Annotated in this window: 23 protein-coding genes and 1 riboswitch; of the genes, 15 read left to right on the top strand and 8 right to left on the bottom strand. The window is 63.9% G+C overall.

The genetic code is table 11. The annotated features are described in order from the left end of the window. Window positions 1-48: 48 nt before the first annotated feature. The 3 genes from AC1DJW_RS02140 to AC1DJW_RS02130 all read right to left on the bottom strand — a co-directional run bounded on the left by AC1DJW_RS02140 (window position 49) and on the right by AC1DJW_RS02130 (window position 3,684). A complete protein-coding gene (locus AC1DJW_RS02140) occupies window positions 49-1,011 on the bottom strand; it encodes a metal ABC transporter solute-binding protein, Zn/Mn family (RefSeq protein WP_390279080.1) in 963 nt (320 codons plus the stop codon). Window positions 1,012-1,135: 124 nt separating this feature from the next. Continuing rightward, window positions 1,136-2,206, bottom strand: a complete 1,071-nt coding sequence (locus AC1DJW_RS02135; RefSeq protein WP_284751257.1) for a hemolysin family protein — start codon at window positions 2,204-2,206, stop codon at window positions 1,136-1,138. Further along, the gene (locus AC1DJW_RS02130) at window positions 2,203-3,684 is read right to left on the bottom strand and encodes a hemolysin family protein (protein WP_476900604.1); all 1,482 of its coding nucleotides are present in this window, start codon (window positions 3,682-3,684) and stop codon (window positions 2,203-2,205) included. Before AC1DJW_RS02130 ends, AC1DJW_RS02135 begins: the two co-directional genes overlap by 4 nt. Before the next feature lie 532 nt (window positions 3,685-4,216). Here AC1DJW_RS02130 and AC1DJW_RS02125 point away from each other — a divergent pair. From AC1DJW_RS02125 to AC1DJW_RS02105, 5 genes are all read left to right on the top strand, one after another. After that, a complete protein-coding gene (locus AC1DJW_RS02125; RefSeq protein ID WP_284751259.1) occupies window positions 4,217-8,023 on the top strand; it encodes a multifunctional oxoglutarate decarboxylase/oxoglutarate dehydrogenase thiamine pyrophosphate-binding subunit/dihydrolipoyllysine-residue succinyltransferase subunit in 3,807 nt (1,268 codons plus the stop codon). 144 nt (window positions 8,024-8,167) lie between these two features. Beyond that, a complete protein-coding gene (locus tag AC1DJW_RS02120; RefSeq protein WP_284751260.1) occupies window positions 8,168-8,767 on the top strand; it encodes a GDSL-type esterase/lipase family protein in 600 nt (199 codons plus the stop codon). A gap of 116 nt (window positions 8,768-8,883) precedes the next feature. Next, window positions 8,884-9,732, top strand: coding sequence for a DUF4097 family beta strand repeat-containing protein (locus AC1DJW_RS02115; RefSeq protein ID WP_476900603.1), 849 nt, complete (start codon window positions 8,884-8,886; stop codon window positions 9,730-9,732). Further along, a complete protein-coding gene (locus AC1DJW_RS02110; RefSeq protein ID WP_284751262.1) occupies window positions 9,732-10,346 on the top strand; it encodes a PadR family transcriptional regulator in 615 nt (204 codons plus the stop codon). Before AC1DJW_RS02115 ends, AC1DJW_RS02110 begins: the two co-directional genes overlap by 1 nt. A gap of 154 nt (window positions 10,347-10,500) precedes the next feature. Further along, window positions 10,501-10,575 (top strand): 50S ribosomal protein bL37, encoded by a 75-nt coding sequence (locus tag AC1DJW_RS02105; protein WP_369299106.1) that lies wholly within the window; start codon window positions 10,501-10,503, stop codon window positions 10,573-10,575. Between the two features lie 79 nt (window positions 10,576-10,654). Here the strand turns inward: AC1DJW_RS02105 and rsrA are convergent, their stop codons facing one another. Next, entirely contained in the window at window positions 10,655-10,912 is a 258-nt protein-coding gene (gene rsrA, locus AC1DJW_RS02100) for a mycothiol system anti-sigma-R factor (protein ID WP_028264789.1), read from the bottom strand. Next, window positions 10,909-11,658: a sigma-70 family RNA polymerase sigma factor gene (locus AC1DJW_RS02095; protein ID WP_284751263.1), complete on the bottom strand. Its 750-nt coding sequence runs from the start codon at window positions 11,656-11,658 to the stop codon at window positions 10,909-10,911. Before AC1DJW_RS02095 ends, rsrA begins: the two co-directional genes overlap by 4 nt. Before the next feature lie 307 nt (window positions 11,659-11,965). Here AC1DJW_RS02095 and AC1DJW_RS02090 point away from each other — a divergent pair, with 307 nt between their 5' ends. The 7 genes from AC1DJW_RS02090 to AC1DJW_RS02060 all read left to right on the top strand — a co-directional run bounded on the left by AC1DJW_RS02090 (window position 11,966) and on the right by AC1DJW_RS02060 (window position 19,176). Continuing rightward, window positions 11,966-12,481 carry a DoxX family protein gene (locus tag AC1DJW_RS02090; RefSeq protein WP_284751264.1) on the top strand — a complete coding sequence of 172 codons (516 nt, stop codon included), beginning with the start codon at window positions 11,966-11,968 and terminating at the stop codon, window positions 12,479-12,481. Between the two features lie 6 nt (window positions 12,482-12,487). Then, window positions 12,488-13,882: a 3-phosphoshikimate 1-carboxyvinyltransferase gene (gene aroA / locus AC1DJW_RS02085; RefSeq protein WP_284751265.1), complete on the top strand. Its 1,395-nt coding sequence runs from the start codon at window positions 12,488-12,490 to the stop codon at window positions 13,880-13,882. Between the two features lie 2 nt (window positions 13,883-13,884). Then, window positions 13,885-15,000 carry a ribosome small subunit-dependent GTPase A gene (rsgA, locus tag AC1DJW_RS02080; protein WP_476900602.1) on the top strand — a complete coding sequence of 372 codons (1,116 nt, stop codon included), beginning with the start codon at window positions 13,885-13,887 and terminating at the stop codon, window positions 14,998-15,000. Window positions 15,001-15,059: 59 nt separating this feature from the next. Continuing rightward, a complete protein-coding gene (hisN, locus tag AC1DJW_RS02075) occupies window positions 15,060-15,872 on the top strand; it encodes a histidinol-phosphatase (RefSeq protein ID WP_284751267.1) in 813 nt (270 codons plus the stop codon). Between the two features lie 160 nt (window positions 15,873-16,032). Next, window positions 16,033-16,145, top strand: a riboswitch (SAM riboswitch). A gap of 35 nt (window positions 16,146-16,180) precedes the next feature. Continuing rightward, entirely contained in the window at window positions 16,181-17,605 is a 1,425-nt protein-coding gene (locus AC1DJW_RS02070; RefSeq protein ID WP_476900601.1) for an aminotransferase class V-fold PLP-dependent enzyme, read from the top strand. 51 nt (window positions 17,606-17,656) lie between these two features. Next, window positions 17,657-18,433 (top strand): class I SAM-dependent methyltransferase, encoded by a 777-nt coding sequence (locus tag AC1DJW_RS02065; RefSeq protein ID WP_476900600.1) that lies wholly within the window; start codon window positions 17,657-17,659, stop codon window positions 18,431-18,433. Between the two features lie 29 nt (window positions 18,434-18,462). Beyond that, the gene (locus AC1DJW_RS02060; protein WP_390279098.1) at window positions 18,463-19,176 is read left to right on the top strand and encodes a metal-dependent transcriptional regulator; all 714 of its coding nucleotides are present in this window, start codon (window positions 18,463-18,465) and stop codon (window positions 19,174-19,176) included. A 54-nt stretch (window positions 19,177-19,230) separates the two neighbouring features. On the opposite strand, the gene AC1DJW_RS02055 is transcribed toward AC1DJW_RS02060, so the two are convergent. After that, window positions 19,231-20,682 carry an MFS transporter gene (locus tag AC1DJW_RS02055; RefSeq protein WP_390279100.1) on the bottom strand — a complete coding sequence of 484 codons (1,452 nt, stop codon included), beginning with the start codon at window positions 20,680-20,682 and terminating at the stop codon, window positions 19,231-19,233. 73 nt (window positions 20,683-20,755) lie between these two features. Between AC1DJW_RS02055 and AC1DJW_RS02050 the strand changes: the two genes are divergently transcribed. Then, the gene (locus AC1DJW_RS02050) at window positions 20,756-21,130 is read left to right on the top strand and encodes a hypothetical protein (RefSeq protein ID WP_390279102.1); all 375 of its coding nucleotides are present in this window, start codon (window positions 20,756-20,758) and stop codon (window positions 21,128-21,130) included. Window positions 21,131-21,251: 121 nt separating this feature from the next. Next, window positions 21,252-21,392: a hypothetical protein gene (locus AC1DJW_RS02045; protein WP_172465476.1), complete on the top strand. Its 141-nt coding sequence runs from the start codon at window positions 21,252-21,254 to the stop codon at window positions 21,390-21,392. 62 nt (window positions 21,393-21,454) lie between these two features. Here AC1DJW_RS02045 and AC1DJW_RS02040 read toward each other — a convergent pair whose 3' ends face one another. After that, complete coding sequence (locus AC1DJW_RS02040; RefSeq protein ID WP_284751273.1) at window positions 21,455-22,453, bottom strand: S1C family serine protease; 999 nt, start codon at window positions 22,451-22,453, stop codon at window positions 21,455-21,457. Between the two features lie 141 nt (window positions 22,454-22,594). Continuing rightward, complete coding sequence (locus AC1DJW_RS02035; protein ID WP_284751274.1) at window positions 22,595-23,065, bottom strand: MarR family winged helix-turn-helix transcriptional regulator; 471 nt, start codon at window positions 23,063-23,065, stop codon at window positions 22,595-22,597. 123 nt (window positions 23,066-23,188) lie between these two features. Between AC1DJW_RS02035 and AC1DJW_RS02030 the strand changes: the two genes are divergently transcribed. Further along, on the top strand, window positions 23,189-24,130 hold the full coding sequence (locus tag AC1DJW_RS02030) for an SDR family NAD(P)-dependent oxidoreductase (protein ID WP_476900599.1): 942 nt from the start codon (window positions 23,189-23,191) through the stop codon (window positions 24,128-24,130). Window position 24,131: the final 1 nt, after the last annotated feature.

The following is a 24,131-nucleotide window of genomic DNA, read 5'->3' as shown; positions in this document are numbered from 1 at the left end:
TCTTAGGACGATTGCGGGGCCCGTCTGTTCTTAACTTGTCGGCGCCGTCTACTTGTTCAGGGCAGCAGCAACGTGGCTCACGTTGTCCGTCATCCAGGCAACGTAGTCCTTGCCCTCGGGAAGTGTCTCGGTGAAACCGACCACCGGAACACCGGCAGCAGTTGCTGCGGCCTTCAGCTTTTCCGTCTCGGCGCTGGCGGTCTGCTCGTTGTACGCGAGGAAGCGAACGGACTTCGAGGAAATCAGATCGCTCGTTTCCTTGACCGCTGCCGGCGGAACGTCCGAGCCGACCTCAATGGCGTGGCTGAATTCCTCAGGCGTCTTGTTCTCCAAGCCGGCGGCTTGAAGCAAGTAGCCCGGGACGGGCTCGGTGATGGCGACCGGAGCGGAACCCTTGGATGACTTGATTTCAGCGACTTTGGCGCTGAGTCCGGTCAGCGAGGACTTGAACTTGTCAGCGTTGGCGGTAAAGGCCTTGGCATCGGCGGGGTTCAGGCTTCCGAGCTTCGCAGCGACAGCATCGGCCACTTTCGCCATCGCGTCGAAGTTGTACCAGACATGCTCGTTGAACCCTTCCGGCACCGCTGCGGGAGATGCGCCGGCCGTCGCCGTGGGAAGGAGCCCGGAAACATTGACCGCGGTGACGGTTTTGTCCGCCGCCACCTTGCTGTCATCGGCCAGCTTGCTGAAGAAGTCGTCGTAGCCCGCACCATTGTCGATCACCAGTTGGGCCTTGGAGACGGCCAGCTTGTCCTGGGTGCTTGCCTCGTAGGAGTGCGGATCCTGGCTGGTCTTGCTGATGATGGAAGTGACAGACACTTTGTCACCGCCGACGCTCTTGGCGATGTCGCCGTACACGCTGGTGGAGGCCACCACATCGATCACTCCGGAGGACGACGACGGCGCAGTCGCGGCGGGTGCCGCGCATGCGGAAAGCAGGACGGCTAGGCCGGCGGAAGCGGCAAGCGAAAGGCGGGTGGCAAGGGAAAGTCGGGCGGCTGTACGACGCACGGGAAACCTCGGATCTACCGAATCAAACACAACAGGGACTCAAATGAGTGTACCCACAAATGGGAATGATTCCTATTTAGAAAATCTGAGGGACTTGCTGGCCCCCTCGGGGGCCAGCAAGAGGTTACGCCGACTCGGTTCCGCCCAGCCGTCGGATTCCCCTGGCCTGGGTGGCGTCACGGATTTCACCCACAAGCTGCTCGATCACGTCTTCCAGGAACAACACACCGAGGGTCGCGCCGCCCGTCCCCACAACCCTGCCCAGGTGCGAGCCGGTCCGTTGCATCACGGACATGGCATCTTCAATCTCGTCCTCGGGTGCGAGGTTCACGAGGGACCGGATCCGGCTTTCCGCAATCGGATAGCGGCGTCCTTCTTCGGGGATCGAGAGCACGTCCTTGATGTGCAGGTAGCCTGTCAGCTCGCCGTCGTCGTCCAACACCGGGAAACGGGAGAAACCGGTACGGCTGACCGCTTTCTCCAGTTCGCGCGGCGTGGACCCGGGCTTGAGCATCACGAGCTTGTCGAGCGGCACCATGATGTGAGCCGCGGTGTGCTCGGAAAATTCGAGCGCGCCGCTCAGCAGGCCGGCGTCGTCATCCACCAACCCGTGGCGGGTCGATTCCTGGACGATCGATTGCACCTCTTCAAGCGTGAAGGAGGAGGTCACCTCGTCCTTCGGCTCGATCTTCATCAGGCGCAGAATGCGGTTGGCCAACCAGTTCAGCGTCCAGATAACTGGTTTCACGAAACGGGCGATGTGAACCAACGGCGGCGCCAGCAGCAAGGCGGCCTTGTCCGCCACGGAAACCGAGATGTTCTTGGGGACCATCTCGCCAAAGGTCACATGCAGAAACGTGACCGCCAGCAAGGCAACCGCAAAAGCGATGACGTCTGCCAATTCAACAGGGATGCCCACGGACTCCAGCGGCGCCCCCAGCAAATGGTGGATGGCAGGTTCGGCCACAAGGAGAATCAGCAAGGAACACACGGTAATGCCAAGCTGGGCGCACGCCAGCATCAGCGAGACGTGCTCCATCGCATACAGGGTGGTCTGCGCGCGCTTGGAACCGCCTTGGGCCAAAGGCTCTATCTGGCTGCGGCGCGCGGACATCACGGCAAACTCGGCGCCGACAAAGAAGGCATTGCCGATCAACAGCGCCACGAGCCACAGGATTCCTACCCAGTCGCTCATGCGGCACGTCCCTTGCGGTTGGTTTTGGCTACGGGGTTGCCAACGGCATCGCCTGCCGAACCGCCGGAGCCCCTACCCAGCCGCTTGCCGGCTTGCTTCCTGCTTTGCCATCCGCCCGAATCGCTTTCCGCTGTGCCATTTTCGCCGGTGCCGTCACCGTCGTCGCCGTCATCGTTGGTGTCGGGCGCCGTGGGGTGGAAACAAATGCGGTCGATCCGGCGGCCGTCCATCCGGGTGACGGCCAGCGTGCCGCCGCCCGCCTCGACGACGTCGCCGACCATCGCGATCCGTCCCAGTTGGCTCATGACGTAACCACCCACGGTTTCGTAGGCGGGGTCCTCGGGGACCGTGAGGCCCGGGATCTGTTCGCTAACCTCGTCCGGACGCAATAGTCCGGGGAAATACCAGTCGCCCGAGGCGCTCTGGAGCAATCCGGGCCGGACTCTGTCGTGTTCATCCGCCACTTCGCCGACGATTTCCTCCACCAAGTCCTCAAGCGTGGCGATTCCCGCGGTTCCTCCGTACTCATCGAGCACGACGGCGAGTTGCAGGTTGCCCTCGCGGAGTTCCAGGAGCAGGGCGTCAAGGTGGATGGTCTCAGGAACGCTCAGGACCTCGGACATGATGGCTCCGGCCTCGAGCCGGCTCCTGCGTTCGGACGGAACGGACACGGCTTTCTTGATGTGCACCACGCCCCGGATGTCATCGGCCGATTCGCCAATGACCGGGAAGCGCGAATACCCGGTCCGCCGGGCCGCTTCGATGATGTCCGATACCGGTTGGTCGGCATCGATGGTTTCCATGCGGATGCGCGGGGTCATGACATCGGCCGCCGTACGCGCCGAGAAGTTCAGGGTCCGGGCAACAAAGTTGGCCGTCCCGGCGTCGAGGGTTCCCAGCTCTGCCGAACGGCGCACCAGGGAGGCCAGTTCAGAAGGCGAGCGGGCACCGGAGATCTCTTCCTTGGCCTCGAGTCCCACGAGGTTGAGCATCTTGTTCGAGAAGCCATTGAGCACAACGATTGCGGGCTTGAACACGGCCGTGAACAGCAGTTGCGGGCGGGCCAGCGCCCGGCCCAGCGGGAATGCCAATGCCAGGGCCATGTTCTTGGGGACGAGTTCGCCGATCAGCATCGACAAGGCGGTGGCGAACGTCATGGCCAGGACGAGCGACAAGGACTGCGCAGCAGCCTCAGGCAGCCCGGCCCAGAGCAGCGGTCCGTGCAATAGGGAGCCAACGGACGGCTCCATGACGAAACCGGTCAGCAGGGTAGTGAGGGTGATCCCCAATTGGCAGCTTGAGAGCTGGGTGGAAAGGGATTTGAGGCATTTGAGCAACGCAGCGGCGGCGTGGTCGCCGCCGTCGACCGCTCTTTGGACGGTTGACTGGTCGAGTGCCACGAGCGAGAACTCGACGGCGACAAAGAAGCCGGTGCCCAGAATCAGGAGTATGCCGGCGAGAAGGAAAAGCCACTCCATTAGAGGCCGCCGGATAGCGCGGACGGCTGGAGCAGGGCACCAGGAGGGCTAAAGGCTTGTTGACCCGGCGGGGGTTGGTCGGACGCAGCGGATGAATGATCCGCCGACCGGCCGGCCAAGAGCTCCGGGGTGCGATGGGCATGTGTACGGGCATTGCCGGCTCTGCGGGTGCGTTGCGCGGAGATTGCCGAACGGCTTCCCCTGCAGCTCCCAGGCCGGCACCTAGAATTACTGTCCATAAGAATTCAAGTCTACAGTCCGGCCGGCGCACGACTTCACCGGCAGGGGCACGGTTCCCGACGCGTCAAACGGTAGGAAAAACCCGTGGAAGAAGACCCCTCCCAGGACGTAAAGGCCGGGCCATATCGCGATTGGCATGATTTAGGTCACCACTATTGGCAGATAGCCTCCGCTCGTCACTAGACTGGCTAGGGTCTGAGTTCGCGGGACCCAGACCCTGGCTCGCCTTTGCACCCCTTGCAGTTCCCCGGGCCAGCTGGAAATCAACACTCATGGAAGAGGCGTATTTCAAGTGCCAGAGCAGCCAAGCCACCGTCTACCCGAGGAATTTGGCGGAAACGAGTGGCTCGTTGACGAACTGTACGAGCGGTACCAGCAGGACAAGAATTCGGTCGACGCCAAGTGGTGGCCGCTTTTCGAGTCCTTCGACACCGCTGACGGCACTTCCTCCAACGGAACGTCCGCAGCCCCTGCAAACCCTCCCACTCGCGAACTTCCCCTCGTGGCACAGGCCGCGGCAACGGCAATGACGCCGGTTGCGCCCGCGGTTGCCCCGGCAGCTGCCCCTGCGGCACCGGCTCCGGCCGCACCTGCGGCACCGGTCAAGAAGGCTCCGGCCACTGTCGCCAAGGACGGCGCTCAGAAGCCATCCGACGGCAGCCAGTCCCAGCCGATCCCGGCACAGCTTCCCAAGAGCACCAAGGCTCCCACCCCGCCGGAAGAGGACGTCGTCTCCGTCCTCCGTGGCCCGGCCAAGGCCATCGCTTCCAACATGGTCCTGAGCCTCGAGGTTCCTACCGCCACGAGCGTCAGGGCCGTTCCCGCCAAACTCCTGATCGACAACCGCGTTGTCATCAATTCCAACCTTGCCCGCGCCCGTGGCGGCAAGGTCTCCTTCACCCACCTCATCGGCTACGCAGTGGTTCGCGCCCTGTCCCAGTTCCCGTCGATGAACGTCTACTACGACGAAGTAGATGGCAAGCCCGTTGCCGTGCAGCCCGCACACGTCAACTTCGGCATCGCCATTGACATGCCCAAGCCCGATGGCACGCGCCTCCTGATGGTTCCCAACATCAAGAAGGCCGAGACCATGAACTTCGCGGAGTTCTGGCACACCTACGAAGACCTCATCAAGCGCGCGCGCAACGGCAAGCTCACGGCGGACGACCACGCGGGCACCACCGTCTCCCTCACAAACCCGGGTGGCATCGGTACCGTGCACTCCGTGCCCCGGCTTTCGAAGGGCCAGGCCGCCATCATCGGCGTCGGAGCCCTCGACTACCCGGCTGAATGGCAAGGCGCGAGCGAGAAAATCATCGCCCAAAACGCCATCAGCAAGATCCTCACGCTGACGTCCACGTACGACCACCGCGTCATCCAAGGCGCCGGAAGCGGCGAGTTCCTCAAGCTCGTCCACCAGCTCCTCCTTGGTGCCCAGAACTTCTACGACGAAATCTTCGAAGCGCTGCGCATTCCCTACGAGCCCGTCCGTTGGAGCCCCGACCTCCAGGTGGACCCGGCCGACGAGATCAACAAGGTCGCCCGCATCCAGCAGTTGATCCACTCCTACCGGGTCCGCGGCCACCTCATGGCAGACACGAACCCACTCGAATATGTCCAGCGCAAGCACCCGGACCTTGACGTCCTGACCTACGGCCTCACGCTGTGGGACCTGGACCGCGAGTGGCCCACCGGCGGCTTCGGCGGCAAGCCGATGCTCAAGTTCCGCGACATCCTGGGCGTTCTCCGCGACGCCTACTGCCGCACCACGGGCATTGAGTACATGCACATCCAGGAGCCTGAAGAACGCAAGTGGTTCCAGGACCAGGTGGAGCACCCGTACTCCAAGCCGAGCCGCGAAGAACAGCTGCGCATCGTGTCCAAGCTCAACGCGGCAGAGGCTTTCGAAACCTTCCTGCAGACCAAGTTCGTGGGCCAGAAGCGATTCTCCCTCGAAGGCGGGGAATCCCTGATTCCGCTGCTGGACACCATCATTTCGGACGCCGCCGACGACGGACTCGACGAAGTCGCGATCGGCATGGCACACCGAGGCCGCCTCAACGTGCTCACCAACATCGCGGGCAAGACGTACGCCCAGGTGTTCCGCGAGTTCGAAGGAACCCAGGACCCGCGCTCCGTGCAGGGTTCGGGCGACGTCAAGTACCACCTCGGTACCGAGGGCACGTTCACCTCGGACAACGGCAACGAGACCAAGGTCTACCTCGCGGCCAACCCGTCCCACCTTGAAGCGGTGGACTCCGTGCTTGAAGGCATTGTCCGGGCCAAGCAGGACCGGCTGGACCAGGGCGAGGCGTTCCCCGTTTTGCCCATCATGGTTCACGGCGATGCCGCCTTTGCCGGCCAGGGCGTTGTGGCGGAAACGCTCAACTTGTCCCAGCTGCGCGGTTACCGTACCGGTGGAACCATCCACATCATCGTGAACAACCAGGTCGGTTTCACCACCGCACCGTCGTCATCGCGTTCTTCGACGTACTCCACCGACGTGGCCAAGATGATCCAGGCGCCGATCTTCCATGTGAACGGCGACGACCCCGAGGCCGTGGTGCGCATCGCCCAGTTGGCCTACGAGTTCCGCCAGCGCTTCCACAAGGACGTCATTGTGGACATGGTGTGCTACCGCCGCCGTGGACACAACGAGGGCGACGACCCCTCGATGACGCAGCCGCTCATGTACAACCTGATCGAAGCCAAGCGCTCCGTCCGCAAGCTCTACACGGAATCCCTCATCGGCCGTGGCGACATCACCGAGGACGAAGCCGAGCAGTTGCTGCGCGACTACCAGGAACGCCTCGAACGCGTCTTCGCGGAGACCCACGCCGCGCAGACTTCGCCCATCCCGATCATCACGGCGGACTCCGCCGCGGTTTCGGACATCGAGCGCCCCATCGCCCAGCAGGCGGACTTCGGTACCAACGCGCCCGCCACCACCGCCATTTCAGCCGAAATGCTCCAGCGGATCGGCCAGGCGCACCTCGATATTCCGGAAGGCTTCACGGTCCACTCCAAGCTCAAGCAACTCCTTGAGAAGCGCGAGCAGATGTCCCGCGAAGGCGGCATCGACTGGGGCTTCGGCGAGATCGCGGCCTTTGGTTCCCTCGTCATGGAGGGCGTACCCGTCCGCCTTGCCGGCCAGGACTCCCGCCGTGGCACTTTCGTGCAACGTCACGCCGTCTTCCACGACCGCGCCAACGGCAGCGAATGGATGCCGCTGGGCAACCTGAGCGAGAAGCAGGCCAAGCTGTGGATCTACGATTCCTTGTTGTCCGAATACGCAGCCATGGGCTTCGAATACGGCTACTCCGTGGAACGCCCGGACGCCTTGGTGTTGTGGGAAGCCCAGTTCGGTGACTTCGTCAACGGTGCGCAGACCATCATCGACGAATTCATCTCCTCGGCCGAGCAGAAGTGGGGCCAGCGCTCCTCGCTCGTGCTCATGCTGCCCCACGGCTACGAAGGCCAGGGACCGGACCACTCGTCCGCACGCATCGAGCGCTTCCTGCAGCTTTGTGCCGAGGACAACATGATCGTGGCGAACCCCACCACCGCCGCCTCGCACTTCCACTTGTTGCGCCGGCAGGCCTACAGCCGTCCCCGCAAGCCGCTCATCATCTTCACCCCGAAGCAGCTTTTGCGCCTCAAGGGTGCAGCCTCCGCGGTGGAGGACTTCACCACGGGCGGCTTCAAGCCGGTCATCGGCGAACACGAGCCCCTCCAGGCCCAGAGCGTTGACCGCGTGATCCTGGTTTCCGGCCGTCTCTACTACGATCTTCTGTCGAACCGCCAGAAGACCGGCGACACCTCGACGGCAATCATCCGACTGGAGCAGCTGTACCCGCTGCCCCAGGCCCAGATCGAGGCGGAACTGGCCAAGTACCCGAACGCCGACATCGTCTGGGCGCAGGACGAACCGGCCAACCAGGGTCCGTGGCCGTTCATCGGTTTGAACCTGCCGCAGGCACTGGACCGCAAGGTCCGACTCGTTTCGCGTCCGGCATCGGCTTCGACGGCAGCCGGTTCCATGAAGCGCCACAGCGCCGAGCAGGCCACGTTGCTCAAGCAGGCATTCGAACGCAAGTAGGCCCTAATATAAGAAGGCTGCCCGGCTGGAGGTTCAATACCCGCTTCCAGCCGGGCAATTCTGTTTAATGGAACAAGTGTCCGGTGATCAAGCCGCCCGGCCGGGCACAGTGCAAGGACCGCAACGTTTGGTGAAGAGGTAACTGTGGAAGACAGGAAGCTGCGCATCGCAGCTGTTGGTGATGAACTACTCGCCGGGCTCGGTGACCCCAGGGCTTTGGGCTGGCTCGGACGGGTTCTTGCGCGAACTCCCCAGGACTCCGTTCTTGTGGAGAGCTACTCTCTTCCCTGCCCCATGGAGGGCACAGAAGGCCTTGCGGGGCGCTGGCTCGACGAAGCCGGGAGGCGCTTCAGCAACGTCCACGAAAACCGCCTCGTGATCGGCTTGTCCGGCCGCGACATCGAATTCGGCGTCTCCACGGCACGCAGCCGCCTCAATCTGGCCAATATCCTGGACGGGGCGTCCCAAAGCAACATCGAAGTGTTCGTCGTCGGTCCGCCACCCACGCTGGACCCGGCCAAGAACCGCAGGATCGCCGAACTGAACGCAGCATTTGCGGACGTCACCACCCGCCGCAACCACCAATACGTCGACACGTTCTCGCCGTTGCTCAACCACGAACAATGGCGCACGGACCTCGCAGCGAATGGCGGCACACCGGGCCAGGCGGGCTACGGGCTCATGGCCTGGCTTGTGTTGCACCGCGGCTGGTTCCAGTGGCTGAGGATCGCCCAGCCGGAATAACCGGGGCAAAAGCCCCCTCTCCAAGCGGGACCCATTGCCAACTTCGATATCGAGATATATCGTGAATCCATCAACGCGATATATCGCATTGGCGATGACGCATCATTGGAGGGGTCATGTCAGAAGAAAACTGGACCGTTACCGGTCCGCAGACCATCGACGTCGACGGCGTCCGCTCACTCAAGCTGGGGATCGTCAAGGGCCGCTTCGACGTCGTCACCCACGACGAAGCAATCACCCGGATCGAAGTCTCGGAAATCGGCGGCGATCCGCTGAGCGTGAGCCTCATTGACGGCCGGCTCGAAGTCCGCCACCAGTTGCACGGCCCGCAGGGCTGGTTCCGCAACCTGATGGGGACCGTCAACAACACCAGCACCAACACGATCGTCATCAGCATTGCGCTGCCTGCCGGCGTCGACGTCGAAGCAGGAACCGTGGGCGGTGACGGCATGGTGTCCGGCGTCAGCGGCCACATCCGCCTCAACACGGTTTCCGGGTCCGTGCTCGCGGACGGCACGCGGGGCGATCTTCACGTCAACACCGTCAGCGGCGAAGTCATCGCCCGGAACCACAACGGCGTCATGACCGCCAAGAGCGTCTCGGGCGAAGTCACGGCTTCGGGCCGTTTCAAGAACATCCGGGCCAATACTGTCAGCGGCGACCTCAGCTTCGACCTTCACGGCTTTACCCAGGATCTCGGAGCCAATTCCGTTTCAGGCGACCTCACCATCCGCTTGCCGCATGACGTGGGCGTGGACATCGTGGCCAAAACGGCCGGTGGGACCGTGATGATCGATGACCAGCTTTACGCCCAGGCAGGCGGCAGGGTCCAGACCATCGTCGGCCCCGACGAACGGCTCATGGTGGCGCGCACCAATTCCGTGTCCGGAAAGACGTCCATCGTCCACGGTAGTGCGCCAGCACCGGGAACAACGCACCCAGTCCCCGGAGAAGAGGAAGCCTGATGCCGCCCGTCTTTGCCCACGGAGCCCTCCGGCTCTACCTGCTGGCACTCCTGGAATCAGGCCCCAAGCATGGCTACGAGCTCATCAAGGCCCTCGGCGAACGCTTCGGCGGGACCTACTCGCCCAGTGCCGGAACCATCTACCCGCGCCTTGGCAAGCTCGAGGAAGAAGGACTCGTAGCTACCAGCAGCGACGGGCGCCGCACCAACTACTCCATCACTGCGGCCGGACTGGCGGAGCTCAACAGCCGCCGGCAGGAACTGGCGGATGTCGAGGACAACATCTCTGCCTCCGTGCGGCGGCTGGCCGATAATCTCCGAGAAGACATCCGCAGCAATATGCGCGGCTTGCGCGCAGACCTGGCAGCAACCGCCGAGGCCGCGCGGGCCACAGCGAAGTCCGCGGAATTCCAGTCGTGGGCTGGAAGCTACTCGCCCGAGGGACACCGCATCCTGAAGGAAGCCGAGATGATGGTCCAGTCCTTCCGGGACGACATCCGCGTCGAGCTGCGAAAGCACGCCGGCTCGAAGGCCCTGACTCCGATGGCCCTTGAAACCGTGCGAACGGTCCTGGACCAGGCCAGGATCTCCATCCGGAATTCCCTTCGGGACTGAGCCGCCAGTTCCCTGCGGGGCTCAGTCCGGATTCCCTGCGGGGCTGAGTCCGGATTCCCTGCGGGGCTGGCCGGCACGGTTCGCGGGGCGGCCCCCGGATGTGGGAGACTGGAGGGCAGCTTTATTGAGTATCAAGAATCTAAGGAGGCCAGCTATGAGCAAGCGTGCACGTAAGCGTCGTGACCGTAAGCGCGGCGGCGCAAACCACGGCAAGCGTCCCAACACCTAAGCCAGCGGCTTAGCGTAAGACTTAATGCGGAGGGCCCCGGAAACCATCAGGTTTCCGGGGCCCTTGCCGTTCCAGGCTCTTAGACGTCCACGGACTTCATAGCGTGGATCCTGTCCAGGATCGAGTTCTTGAGATTCTCAGGAGCCGCTTCCGTACAGGAGCGCTTGACCACGGTGCGGATGACGCACTCAAGGTCGTATTGCTCGGTGCACTCCGGGCAGTCTTCCAGATGCACCTTGATCTCTGCGATGTCCTCGCGGGTCAACGCACCGTCCAGGTACTCGTAGATACGCTGCATCCGAGCATCGTCGCAGTCGCCCAATCCTTGGCAGCTCATTTCCTTTTCTCCTGTTTTTTGCTTGTGGCCGCGCCCACGGCCAATGCCTTTTCTTCCGCGCCGGCGCTGATTCCCCGTTCTGCGGCGTAGTCCGCCAGCAGATCGCGCAACATCTTCCTGCCGCGATGAAGCCGGGACATGACCGTCCCGATCGGGGTATTCATGATGTCTGATATTTCCTTGTATGCGAAGCCTTCGACGTCAGCGAAGTACACCGCGAGCCGGAATTCCTCCGGAATGGACTGCAGGGCGCTCTTCACGTCCGAGTCCGGTAGATGATCCAGTGCCTCCGCCTCCGCAGAGCGGAGCCCCGTGGACGTATGGGATTCCGCCCGCGCCAGCTGCCAGTCTTCGATGGAGTCCGAATTCGACTGGAGCGGTTCGCGCTGCCGCTTCCGGTAGAGGTTGATGTACGTGTTGGTCAGGATGCGGTACAGCCACGCCTTGAGGTTGGTACCCGGCTTGTACTGGTGGAACGCCGAGAAGGCCTTCGTGTAGGCCTCCTGGACCAAGTCCTCGGCGTCGGACGGATTCCTGGCCATGCGCATGGCAGCCGAATAGAGCTGGTCGACATACTGCATGGCGTCGCGCTCGAAGCGCGCCCTCCGTTGTTCGGGAGTCTCCTTCGCGAAGTCCACCGCAATCTCGACGCCGGCCTCAACAGTTGCGTCGCCGTCGGACGTTGCGTCCGCGACTTCCGTCGCTGCTTTGTACATGGCCGCTGCGGCCGGATCCATGGTGCTCATTGCATCCAAGTCTACTGTCACCCTCGGGGAGTCCCCTGGCAGCTTCCGCCCAAGCGCCAAGTGTCCCTCGCGGTCCTTAACCAAGGCCAAAAAACCATCTCCGCTCAAACGACGTGACAAAGCGCGGCACGACACACACGCCACAATCCAAGGTCCAGCCCATACCGCACCTTCTTCTGACAACGGCAAGCTCCGGGCAAATATTCCGCAAAGATGCAAGACTAGATCCGACTGCACCCCGTGAACACCGCACCACTTGAACGCAGCACCACCTGAACACTGTGGCACGCCATCCAGGAGGCAAAACATGTCCCTCGTCCGTTTTCTCGCCAGGCCAATGTTGGCTTCCAGTTTTGTCGTCGCAGGGCTGGACAAGCTCAAGAACGCGGATGACACTGCCAAGCAGCTCTCCCCGCTGCTCCGCCGCGCGTCCGAGTCGTTGCCTTTCCCGGCGGACGAGAAGATGCTGGCGCGGGTCATCGGCGGCACGCAGGTGGGCGCAGGCGCCTTGCTTGCCCTCGGCAAATGTTCACGGTTCTCGGCAACCCTGCTTGCCGGCATTTCGGTCCTGAACACCTTTGTTGAGTGGCGTTCTGCCGACATCAGCACCAAGGAAGGCCGGCTCGCCCGCCGCGCCCAGTTGCTCAAGAACATTTCCCTGACCGGCGGCGTCCTCCTAGCCGCCGTCGACACGGCCGGCAAACCGAGCCTCGCATGGCGCGCCGAACACCTCGCCATGGACGCCAAGAACGCCACGGGCAAGCAGATCAAGAAGACAGACCGGGCCGTCCGCAAGGCCGTAAACAACGCAGTTGGAGCATAAGGAAGCATGCCAGGAACCCCCGCCACGCAGACAGACGATTCAGGGAGCACCATAGCCTCCGCACTCCCCTTGTGGCCGGCGCCCTTCGCCAGCCGCCCTGTGGATGCCACGGTCACGGTTCCCGGCTCGAAGTCGCTGACCAACCGCTACCTGGTCCTGGCGGCATTGGCCGACGGCCCAAGCAGGCTGCGGGCACCCCTGCATTCGCGGGATTCCGCGTTGATGGTCGAGGCACTGCGCCAGCTTGGCGCCACCATCACCGAGGTTCCCGGCGATGGTCAGTACGGCCCGGATCTTGAAGTCACCCCCATCGACCCGGCGGCTGCCGCGTCGGAGACCGCCATCGACTGCGGCCTGGCTGGCACGGTCATGCGATTTGTGCCGCCGCTCGCGGCCCTCCGCAACGGTGCTTCGGTGTTCGACGGCGATCCGCACGCACGCCAACGTCCCATGGGCACCATCATCGAAGCGCTCCGGACACTCGGAGTGGACGTCAGCGCACTGGACGGGCAATCGGCGAGCTCCCTGCCGTTCAAGGTTTCCGGCACCGGCTCTGTCCGCGGTGGCCATTTGGTGATCGATGCGAGCGCTTCGTCGCAGTTCGTCTCCGCCCTGTTGCTCGTCGGTGCCCGGTTCAAAGAGGGCCTTCACCTGGAGCACGTCGGCAAGCCCGTGCCGAGCCTCGACCACATCAACATGACCGTTTCGGTCCTGCGCGGCGTCGGAGTGCAAGTGGATGACTCCGTTCCGAACCATTGGCGCGTCTCCCCAGGCACCATCCAGGCGTTCGACGTGAGGATCGAGCAGGATCTCTCCAACGCGGGTCCCTTCCTCGCTGCGGCACTCGCCACGAAGGGAACCGTCCGCATCCCCAACTGGCCGGTCAACACCACACAGGTCGGGGATCTCTGGCGGGACATCCTTGCCACCATGGGTGCCACTGTCACACTGGACAACGGCACGCTGACCGTCACTGGCGGTTCCGAGATCCTGGGCGCGGACTTCGACGAAACCAGCGAACTCGCCCCTACCGTAGCGGCATTGTGCGCCCTGGCTACCGGCCCTTCCCGGCTCACCGGCATCGCGCATTTGCGTGGACACGAGACAGACAGGCTGGCTGCGCTGGTCGCCGAAATCAACCGGCTCGGCGGCGACGCCGAGGAAACCAGCGACGGCTTGGTGATCCGGCCCGCAGCGCTGCACGCCGGCGTCGTGCACAGCTACGCGGACCACCGCATGGCCACCGCCGGCGCCATCCTGGGGCTCGCCGTCGAGGGTGTCCAGGTTGAAGACATCGCGACGACGTCCAAGACCATGCCCGAATTTCCGCAAATCTGGGCATCGATGCTCACTGCCGGCCCAGCGGCCGCGGACCCCGTTTCAACGGAGACAAGCAACTGACGATGGCTCGCGACGCACGCTCCTGGGATGAGTCCGATGTCCGGATCCGCCCCAACAAGAAGGGCACACGCCCCCGCACCAAGGACCGCCCCAGCCACGACGACGCCGTGATCGGGCGCATCATCACAGTCGACCGCGGCCGCTACACCGCGATAGTGGATGAAAGCTCGGACAACGAGCGCATCGTCATCGCGGCCCGCGCCCGGGAACTCAGGCGCTCCCCCGTGGTTCCCGGAGACTTCGTGGCCCTCGTCGGCGATGTATCCGGAGCCCCGGACACCCTCGCGCGCCTCGTGCGCGTCGAGGAGCGCAAGACGCTCCTGCGGCGAAGTGCCGATGACACGGATCCGATCGAACGGGCCGTCGTCGCCAACGCCGACCAGCTCGTGGTGGTGGTTGCGGCCGCCAACCCGGAGCCGCGGACAGGATTCATCGACCGCGCATTGGTGGCAGCGTACGACGCCGGAATCGAGCCGCTGCTGCTCGTCACCAAAGCGGATGTCAAGGATCCGACGGAACTGCTCGCCAACTATGTGAGCCTGGGTTTCCCGATCATCATCAGCCGCACGGCCGACGCGGGTGCCTCCGGCATCGACGCCCGTTCCGACGACGGTCTGTCCGCCCGCCTCGATGGTGACGCCGTCGGCCAGTTGCGGGACTACCTCGACGGCAAGGTCACCGTGCTCCTGGGCCATTCCGGCGTCGGGAAATCCACCATGGTGAACGCCCTGACCGGCGCCGAACGCGCCACGGGTGGAGTCAACGCAGTAACGGGCCGCGGACGCCACACCTCGTCCTCTGCCCTTGCGCTGAAGCTCAGCGACTCCCCGGGCGGAAGCTGGATCATCGATACGCCCGGCATCCGTTCCTTCGGCCTCGCCCACGTGAACCCTGACCGCATCCTGCATGCCTTCCCGGATCTGGAGCCCGGAACGGAAACGTGCGAGCGGGGCTGCAAGCACGATGCCTCCGCCGTTCGATGCGGACTGGATTCCTGGGTTGCCGATGGCCATGCCGGGGAGGCCGGCCCCGCCCGCCTCGCATCGCTGCGCAGGCTCCTTGGTGCCGACCCGCGCATGGAAGCCCAAGAGGCCAAGGAACTGGGTACGATCAACTAACTCAGCGCATGCCGGGCTACGTCCCCGGCTCACCGGCGAATAGACGGTAGTTTGGAACCATGACCCAACCCGATTCGAGCTACAACGACGACCTGCGGCTGGCCCATGTCCTCGCCGACTCCGTCGATTCCCTGACAATGGAGCGGTTCAAGGCGCTGGACCTTCAGGTGGAGACCAAACCCGACCTGAGCCCAGTCACCGATGCCGACAAAGCCGCCGAGGAAGCAATCCGCGGGCAGCTCTCCCGTTCCCGCCCCCGCGACGCCGTCCTCGGCGAAGAATTCGGCAGCACGGGCCACGGCTCAAGGCGTTGGATCATCGATCCCATCGACGGGACCAAGAATTTCGTGCGCGGCGTACCCGTCTGGGCAACGCTGATCGCCCTCGTGGACGAGGGCGAAGTAGTGGTGGGGCTCGTCAGCGCTCCGGCGCTCGGCAAGCGCTGGTGGGCGGCCAAGGGCTCAGGCGCCTACATGGGCCGATCACTGGCCGCAGCCACCCGGCTGAAAGTCTCCAACGTGTCGCGGCTTGAGGACGCCTCGCTTTCCTACTCCGAGCTTTCCGAGTGGAAGCAGCACGATAAGCTCGACAACTTCCTGGGCCTGGAGAACGATGTCTGGCGCAGCCGCGCGTACGGCGATTTCTGGTCCTACTGCCTCGTGGCCGAAGGCGCCGTGGACATCGCGGCCGAGCCGGAGCTCCAGGTCTACGACATGGCCGCCTTGGTACCGATCGTGACGGAGGCCGGCGGACGCTTCACGTCCCTGGACGGCACGGATGGCCCCTTCGGCGGAAACGCCGTTGCAAGCAACTCGATCCTGCACTCCGAGGTCCTCAAGAGGCTCAACCCCGAGCTCGACGACCTCCTCTAGTCACCCTCTTCACTGAATAAACGACGGCGGGCGCCCCTTTTTTGGGGGCGTCCGCTCCTTTTTCTTCGGCAGAAGGCACATTTTTCCGGCTGTGTAACAATCCGCTTAACAATCGAGGTCACATTGGAACGAGCCGCGCCGGTGTCCTAGTCTCTTTACAGGTCACGAGTGCCAGCGCGAAACCCCGGTTTGCTGGCCGGCAACCCTCCATCGCGGCGGGGTGCCCCGGGTGACGACCCGGCCGGTCCGGAACGGATGCGGCAAGCGCGGACCCCCTGTACGCAGGGGTCCCTCTTGAGTGAGGTCCCATGAGCACAGCCACATTTACTTCTCCTGTTCTCCCGCAGCACCACGAATCTGCGCATCAGCACGGCGAATCCCGGACTCCGGCGTCGCGCCCGCTCGCCGCGGTCACCGGCGCGGAGTTGCAGGCACCCCTGATCCAGGGCGGCCACATCCGCTACGCCAACCTTGACTACGGCGCCTCCGCGCCTGCCCTGACCGTGGTTTCCGCGTACCTCAACGAAATCCTGCCGTACTACGCGAGTGTCCACCGCGGCGCCGGCTATGCCTCCCAGATCAGCACCTCGGTCTACGAAAACGCCCGCAACATCGTCCGTGACTTCGTGGGCGGCAGGCCGGACGATTCCGTCATTTTCACGCGCAACACCACCGATTCCCTCAACCTCCTGGCCGGCTGCTTGCCGGTCGAAGACGGCAAGCACACCGCCGAAGTCCTTTACCTGGACATCGAGCACCACGCCAACCTGCTGCCGTGGCAAGGCGTCCCCCACCGAAGCATCGTTGCCGCGGGAACGTTGTCGGAGACCGTGGCCAATGTCCGCACTGCCCTCACCCACGGTGGCATCAGCCTCCTGGCAGTCACGGGCGCATCGAACGTGACCGGCGAGATCCTGCCCATCAAGGAACTCGCTGCCTTGGCCCACGAATTCGGGGCGCGGATTGTGGTGGACGCGGCGCAACTCGCCCCGCATCGCCGCATCGATATCGCCGCCGCGGATGTTGACTACCTGGTCTTCTCGGGGCACAAGCTTTATGCACCGTTCGGCGCCGGTGTCCTGGTGGGCCGTCCCGACTGGCTCGACGCCGGCACGCCCCACCTTGCAGGTGGCGGGGCTGTCCGCGAGGCGCGCCTGGATTCCGTCAGCTGGGCCACGGGACCGGCAAGGCACGAAGGTGGCTCACCGAACGTACTCGGCGCGGCCACCCTTGCCCGCGCCACCCAGGTCATCGCCAGCCTCGACCACGATGAATGGCACGCCCACGAGGCCGCCATCCGCTCGCACCTGGTCGAGGGCCTCAAGGAAATCGACGGCGTCACCGTGCACCAGATCTTCAGCGACACGGATCCCGAGGACACCATCGGCGTCGTGAACTTCTCGCTCCAGGGCTACGACGCCGGACTCGTTGCGGCCTATCTTGCCGCCGAACACGGCATTGGCCTGCGTGACGGACGCTTTTGCGCCCACCCTCTGCTCAAGCGCCTCGGCCTTCCCTCCGGTTCCCTGCGCGCCAGTTTCGGCGTGGGGTCGCGATTGGAAGACGCCACCCGGCTCATCGCGGGCATCCGGGCGCTCAAGAGCAATGGCCTCGGCTGGGACTACGTGGTGGATGCCGGCCGCTGGGTTCCGGCGAACGACCATCGCAGCTACCCGGAGTGGGCGCCCAACACTCCCGGGACCGCGGGCGCCGCACCCTGCAGCATCGACTGATTGCGGTAGATTCGTAGGGTATTTTTCCTGTCCTACGAAGGGAGTTCCCGCGTGTCCCCGCGACCCAAAGGCGCGTCAGCCGGCCCCAAGCTCTTCGAGGAACGGCGCCTTGAACTCGGTCAGAGTTTCCAGGACGGCGGGGAGCACTATGATCGCGTGCGGCCCGGCTACCCCGCGGATTCGGCCGACTGGCTGCTACCTGTAGGCGCGCGGGACGCGGCAGACATCGGCGCCGGCACCGGAAAGTTCACCGCTCTTCTCGTCGAGCGCGGGTTGGCGGTGTCCGCAGTGGACCCCTCCACGGACATGCTCATGCAGCTGCGCAAAACGTATCCGCATGTGATCGCCTTGGAGGGCACGGCCGAGGCAACTGGACTGGCGGACTCAGCATTCGACGTCGTCAGCGTTGCCCAGGCCTGGCACTGGTGCGATCCCCTCGCCGCCAGCACCGAGATCGCCCGGATCCTTCGACCGCAGGGCGTCATCGGCTTGATCTGGAACCAGCTGGACACTTCAGTGCCCTGGGTCCATCGCTTGTCCCGAATCATGCATGCCGGCGATGTCCACAAACCGGACTTCCGGCCTGTGGTGGGCCCGGAGTTCGCCGGCCTCGAAAGCCACCTGACGCGTTGGGAGGATCCCGTGACTCCGGCGGACATCCTCGAACTCGTGAAGTCGCGCAGCTACTACCTGAGGGCGAACGACGCCACCCGGGCCAAAGTCATGGGAAATCTCCGGTGGTACCTCTTCGAACATTTGGAACATGCCGAAGACGAGGCCATCCCCTTGCCCTATCTCACGCAGAGCTGGCGGGCGCGGAAAGTCTGATCCGGCCGGTTCACGATAGGCTTGGAACCGTGAAGACCAGTGCGCCCTCCTCCTCGATCGAGGACTACGTCAAGGTCATCTACTCCTTTACGGAGTGGCAGGACAAACCCATCACGTCCTCACAGCTCGCGCAGCGGCTCGGCGTCGCCAATTCGTCCGTCTCGGAGATGGTCCGCAAGCTCAAGGACCAAGGCCTGGTCGACCACCAGCCCTACAGCGCCATTACGTTGACCGCCCAGGGAATTCAGCTTGCCTTGGGCATGGTCCGCCGGCACCGCCTGATCGAGACATACCTCGTGAGGGAGTTGGGCTACAGCTGGGATGAAGTCCACGATGAAGCCGAGATGCTCGAACACGCCGTCTCGGACACCTTCATCGATCGCATGGCCGCAAAGCTGGGTAACCCCGGACGCGATCCCCACGGTGACCCCATCCCCGCAGCGGACGGCTCAGTGACCCTCCCGCATGCGCACCGGATGATAGAGCTCGACGACGGCCATTCCGGCAAGATCACCCGGATCAGCGACGAGAACCCGGAGCTGCTGCGCTACCTGTCCGCCGAAGAAATCGACCTCGATGCCAGCATCCAGGTGATTGGACGCAAACCGTTCGGCGGTGCGCTGGTGGTCCGGATCGGAAAAGGCCCGGGCAGCCGCGACTACGATCTCGCCGATGAGGTCGCCTCGGCATTGTGGGTAGCCACCGACGTCGAACACGAAGGCTGCGTCCTCGCGGAACGCTGACGAAGCCGTGTTTTAGAAGGCGTGTTTTAGAAGGCGTGTTTTAGAAGGCGCTGTTCAGGCGCGCTGGGCGGCCGTCCCGCCGTCGTCGGGAGCTGGGCCTTCCGGAGAGTCCACCACTGCAGCGCCCAGCACCGGGTTCCGGATCCCGACGGCGGATGCCGCCGCCCCGAGGAAGAACAGCACCGCGGTAACCACCACGGCATTCATGAGGCCTTGGCGGCTGAAGACCGGACCGATGATGAGCCCGGCAAAAGCGATGCAGATCAAGCCCGCGATACGGGCCACGGCGTTGTTCACCGCGGAGCCGATCCCGGCCTCCTCCGTGGGTACCGCGCCGAGGATAGCAGCGGTGAGGGGCGCCACCAAGGTGCTGAGGCCGATCCCGAAGACGATCTGCCCGGGCAGCACTTGCGTCCAGTAGTTCAGGGGCTCCTGGACGGCCAGGGTCATGAGAAAACCGATTCCGCAGATGAACGGTCCGGCCGTCATGAACCACCGCGGACCGTACTTTCCGGCCAGTCCACCGAAGAATGAGGCCGTGAGCATCAGGAGGACTGTCGCGGGAAGCAACGCGATCCCCGCAGTGGTCGCCTTCATTCCTCCCACTTGCTGCAAGTAGATGCCTACGGCGAAGAAGCCGAGCGACAAGGCGCCGTAAATGGCCAGTGTGGCGATGTTTCCCCAACCGAAATTGCGGATGCCGAAGAGCCGCAGGGGCAACATCGGTTCCTGGGTCCTGGCTTCGTGGACAAGGAAGAGGACCAGGCCGACGGCTCCGACAGCGAGCGGCATCCAGACCACCATGTTCCCCCAGCCCATGCGCCCTTGTTCAATGAACGCGTAGACCGGGCCACCGAGTCCCACCATGGCCAGGAACGCGCCGAGGTAGTCGATCTTCTTGCTCGTGTCCGTCGCGGCATCGGACTTCCGCAATCCGGCGAGGATCGGCCAGACGGCGACGGCCGGAATGACATTGATAAAGAAGATGACGCGCCAGGACAGCAGATCGACCGATGCGCCGCCGATCAGCGGGGCGACGATAGCGGCCGCGCTGGTCCAACCGGACCATTGGCCGATTGCCTTCGACTGCGCGGGCCCGGAGAAGAACGTGACGATCATCGCGAGCGAACTCGGGACTAGCAGGGCACCGGCGATCCCCTGGAGGGCCCGCGATACCACCAACACCTCCCCGTTCCAGGCAAGACCGCACGTGACGGAGGTGAGGGTGAAGCCGGCGAGTCCCCATTCCAGGATGCGCGCGCGGCCGAAGTGGTCGGACAAGGATCCGGCGACCAGGATCAGCGCGCCCAGGGTCAAAAGGTAGGCATCCACCACCCATTGCTGGATGACAAGGCCACCACCCAACTCGCGGCCAATTGCCGGGAGTGCGAGGTTCACCACGAAGCCATCCAAAATGGCGATGAAGGAAGCCACAATAGCCACAACAAGGACCCGCCTTTGCAGCGGAGTGCTTGGCAGCAGGGCCGCTGCGTCGGTCATGAGCACAGCCTACGCCTGCTAGAACCCTGTCGCCCGGATTCCTGCGGATCCTGTCACGGCGATAGTCCCGTATCGTTGAATGGTGATTAGCAGACGTGACGCCGCATTGGCCCTTGATATCTCGATGGAAATGGCCCAACGCCACGGCATCCCCTCCCGGCTTTCACAAGCCGAGCTGAACGAGCTGCAAGACAATCCACCTCAGTGGCTCGTCCAATCCCGCGCCAACCGCACCGGCAAGCGTCCTGTGTGGGTGCACCTGAGCTGCGTCGTGTGCGGTTACACCGAAGCTGCGCGTCCCAAGAAATGGTGGCCGGAGTTCACCTACGTTTTCTGTGGTCACCACCGGAATAGCGAGGTCCCCGGAATCCTGCCCGGCGAGGTCCGCAGCGAGTACGAAGGAATCGGCTCGCGCTTCGTTGGCGTTGTGGACGTCCCGGCTTCCGAAGCCTAGTTCCTTGGGCGTTCAGCGGCCGGTTGCTTTCGCCTGAAACAGGCGTAGCTTACAAGGAGAGGGCCTTTCAGGACCCTCTTTGCAGGATCTGCAGGGAAGATCCGTAGTTAGGGAGCATGACATGCCTGACAAAGCGCCTCACCAGCACGAGACGAAGAAGAGTATCAAGTCCATCAAGGAGAAACGGGCAGTGAAGCGTGCCAAGCACGAATCCGATGCCGCTGTAGATCCCGTGGCCCATTTGAGGATGAGGAAGAAGTAGCAAAAAGCCGGAGCCTTGGCCCCGGCTTTTTAGCGGACTGGTTCCGTCATGGCTGCGGCTCCTCACGAATCCGCGTCGGTCATTTCGCTGGGCACGGCCACTATCGCGTGGATTTTGCCGTCGCGCAGGACCGTCAGGAGGAACGGCTCCCCTATGGCCTGCGAAAACAGGAGTTTCTGAAGGCTCTCGGCACTGGATACGGCCCGCGACTGTGCACTGAGGACCAGGTCGCCCGCGAGCAGTCCCGCCCGCTCCGCGGGAGATCCGGCGATGACTTCCACCACCCGGAGCGCTTCCTTCTGGCCTGTCCGGATCACCGCACTCGCGTCCAGCGGAATAGGGGTGCTCACCAACCCAAGGTATGCCCGGCGGACACGGCCGTCCTTCAGCAGGGCGGCAATGATCCGTTGAGTGGTGGTGTTGATGGGCACTGCGAGTCCGAGCCCCAAACCTGCCACAGCGGTGTTGATTCCCACAATCCGCCCCCTGGTGTCGGCCAGGGCTCCCCCTGAATTGCCCGGGTTCAACGCTGCGTCGGTCTGGATGACGTCCTCGATGACCCTGCTGTGCCGGCCGGACCTAACCGGGATGGAACGTCCAAGTCCGCTGACGACGCCCGCGGTCACTGATCCTGCCAGCCCCAGCGGGTTACCGACGGCGATCACCAATTGGCCGACGTGCAGTGACTCCGCGTTGCCCAAGATGGCGGGCAGCGGCGTGTGGTGCCCGCGGACGATGGCGAGATCGGACAAGGGATCCGCACCGACGAGTTCGACGTCGGAATGGGTTCCGTCGGCGAATATTGCCCGCCCCGAGCGGAGGCCTGAGACCACATGGGCGTTGGTCAGCATATAGCCGTCGCCCGTGAACACCACGGCCGACCCACTTCCGATCCTGACCTGGCCGTTCCTGCGGGCGCTGCTCATCTCCAATGCTGCAACATGCGGCGTGACCGTCTCTGCGACGTGCATCACTGTCCGCGAGTAGGCGTCCAAGGCTTCGTCGTCCGACGGGGCGTCAGGGATGTCCTCGGGAAATGTCTGTTCCGGCAACGTACTCATCGTGCACCTCCTGTAACCGGTGGTGTCTATATCAACGAATACACTGCTCCGGTTAGTCCGTTCCGGCCTACGCCGTGGGTGAACTCTGTCACGGCACTAATGAATGGGAAACCGGCCCCTCAGCAGCTAACCCAACAACGCCTAACCCCATAACGCCTTTCGCAGCAGCGCCTTAAGCTGTGCGGCTTCCCGGTCGTCCAGCGCCGCCAGCACTTCGGATTCCGCGTGCCGGGCTGCAATGGCTGCTTGGGCGAGCAATTGGCTCCCCTTCGACGTTGCCGTCACTGTCTTGGCCCTTCGGTCCTGCTTGCCTGGGGCCCTGGCCACCAGTTTCCGCTTTTCAAGTTCGTCCACCAAGGCGACGATCTGGCTGGGGTCAAGGCTGAGGAAGTCCGCCAACTCCCGCTGGGTAGGCTCCAGCCCGCTGTCGGCCAGGATCAACACCGAATAGGACCTCTCCTTCAAGTCGAACTCAGCAAGCGCCCGGTTGTTCACGACCGAGCCGCTTGCATGGAGCTTGGCCAGCAGGAAACCCACATCCTGGCTGATAGGCGCGGCGACCAGCCGGTCCTTCGTGGCAGCCTGTTGCTCGTCCTGCGCCTCGATCGTCATAACAAACTCCAATAATCTTCAAAATCAATCGTTGACATTTTCAACTATACGTATTTTCATGGATACAGAACAGCATCCCACGCCGAAGGCCTGGATGCACAGGGATCGAGCAAAGGAGCAGCGATGAGCCTGTCAGGAAAAGTAGCAATTGTGACCGGAAGCGGACGCGGCCTGGGGCTCGCCTACGCCCGGGAACTCGCCCGCCAAGGCGCGGCGGTGGTCATCAACGACGTCGACGCCGAGGTGGCCGGCGAAGCGGTCCGGACCATCGAGGCCGACGGCGGCCGGGCAGTCGCCGTCGTCGCTCCCGTAGGCAGCACAGAAGCGGCGAAGCAGCTGGTGGAAGCGGCTGTCACGGAATTCGGCCGCCTGGATATCCTGGTCACCAACGCCGGCATCCTGCGGGACAAGAGCCTTCTGAAGATGACGGACGAAGACTTCGACCTGGTCATCAACGTCCACCTCCGCGGCACCTTCACGTGCGCCCGCGAGGCATTTGGCTACTTCAAGGAGAACGGGATCGCCGGCCGCATCATCGCCATCGGCTCCCCGACCGGGCAGCGCGGCAACTTCGGCCAGAGCAACTACGCCGCAGCGAAGGCCGGAATCGTGGGCATGGTCCGGACCTGGGCGCTGGAAATGAAGAAGGCCGGCGTCACTGCCAATGCCGTGATTCCGGTAGCCGCGACGGCGATGACCAAGACTATCCCGTACTTCCGGAAAGCATTGGAGGCGGACGAACGCGGCGAGGCCATGCCGCACTTCTTCCGCCACGAGCTTGGCTTTGGAACGGCCGACGACGTCTCCGGGCTCATTGCCTTCCTCGCCTCCGACGAGGCGGCCGGCATTACCGGCCAGGCGATCGGCGCCGGTGGAGACCGCCTCCAGCTATGGACCCACCCCGAAGCCGCGGCGACCGCCTACCGCGAGGGCGGCTGGGGTTACCAGGACCTCGTGGAGAACTTCGGCCCGTTGTTCAGCGACAAGCTTCAGACCGTCGGCGAGGAATTCCTGGCGCTCCCCGCGGAACTGCAGCCTGAGGCCGCCGCCTCACAGGTCCGCTGAC

Source organism: Arthrobacter sp. 05L417 (assembly GCF_056397865.1).
The sequence above is the reverse complement of the archived record's forward strand: the minus strand, read 5'-3'. Positions and strand labels throughout refer to the sequence as shown.

Coding starts and splice junctions, on each gene's coding strand:
- AC1DJW_RS02035 (WP_284751274.1), bottom strand. CDS start 23,065: ATGACGATCGAGGCGCAGGACGAGCAACAGGCTGCCACGAAGGACCGG.
- AC1DJW_RS02040 (WP_284751273.1), bottom strand. CDS start 22,453: ATGAGTACGTTGCCGGAACAGACATTTCCCGAGGACATCCCTGACGCC.
- rsrA (WP_028264789.1), bottom strand. CDS start 10,912: ATGAGCTGCCAAGGATTGGGCGACTGCGACGATGCTCGGATGCAGCGT.
- AC1DJW_RS02095 (WP_284751263.1), bottom strand. CDS start 11,658: ATGAGCACCATGGATCCGGCCGCAGCGGCCATGTACAAAGCAGCGACG.
- AC1DJW_RS02070 (WP_476900601.1), top strand. CDS start 16,181: ATGAGCACAGCCACATTTACTTCTCCTGTTCTCCCGCAGCACCACGAA.
- AC1DJW_RS02110 (WP_284751262.1), top strand. CDS start 9,732: ATGCCGCCCGTCTTTGCCCACGGAGCCCTCCGGCTCTACCTGCTGGCA.
- AC1DJW_RS02135 (WP_284751257.1), bottom strand. CDS start 2,206: ATGAGCGACTGGGTAGGAATCCTGTGGCTCGTGGCGCTGTTGATCGGC.
- rsgA (WP_476900602.1), top strand. CDS start 13,885: ATGGCTCGCGACGCACGCTCCTGGGATGAGTCCGATGTCCGGATCCGC.
- AC1DJW_RS02115 (WP_476900603.1), top strand. CDS start 8,884: ATGTCAGAAGAAAACTGGACCGTTACCGGTCCGCAGACCATCGACGTC.
- AC1DJW_RS02030 (WP_476900599.1), top strand. CDS start 23,189: ATGAGCCTGTCAGGAAAAGTAGCAATTGTGACCGGAAGCGGACGCGGC.
- AC1DJW_RS02090 (WP_284751264.1), top strand. CDS start 11,966: ATGTCCCTCGTCCGTTTTCTCGCCAGGCCAATGTTGGCTTCCAGTTTT.
- AC1DJW_RS02045 (WP_172465476.1), top strand. CDS start 21,252: ATGCCTGACAAAGCGCCTCACCAGCACGAGACGAAGAAGAGTATCAAG.
- hisN (WP_284751267.1), top strand. CDS start 15,060: ATGACCCAACCCGATTCGAGCTACAACGACGACCTGCGGCTGGCCCAT.
- AC1DJW_RS02130 (WP_476900604.1), bottom strand. CDS start 3,684: ATGGAGTGGCTTTTCCTTCTCGCCGGCATACTCCTGATTCTGGGCACC.
- aroA (WP_284751265.1), top strand. CDS start 12,488: ATGCCAGGAACCCCCGCCACGCAGACAGACGATTCAGGGAGCACCATA.
- AC1DJW_RS02050 (WP_390279102.1), top strand. CDS start 20,756: ATGGTGATTAGCAGACGTGACGCCGCATTGGCCCTTGATATCTCGATG.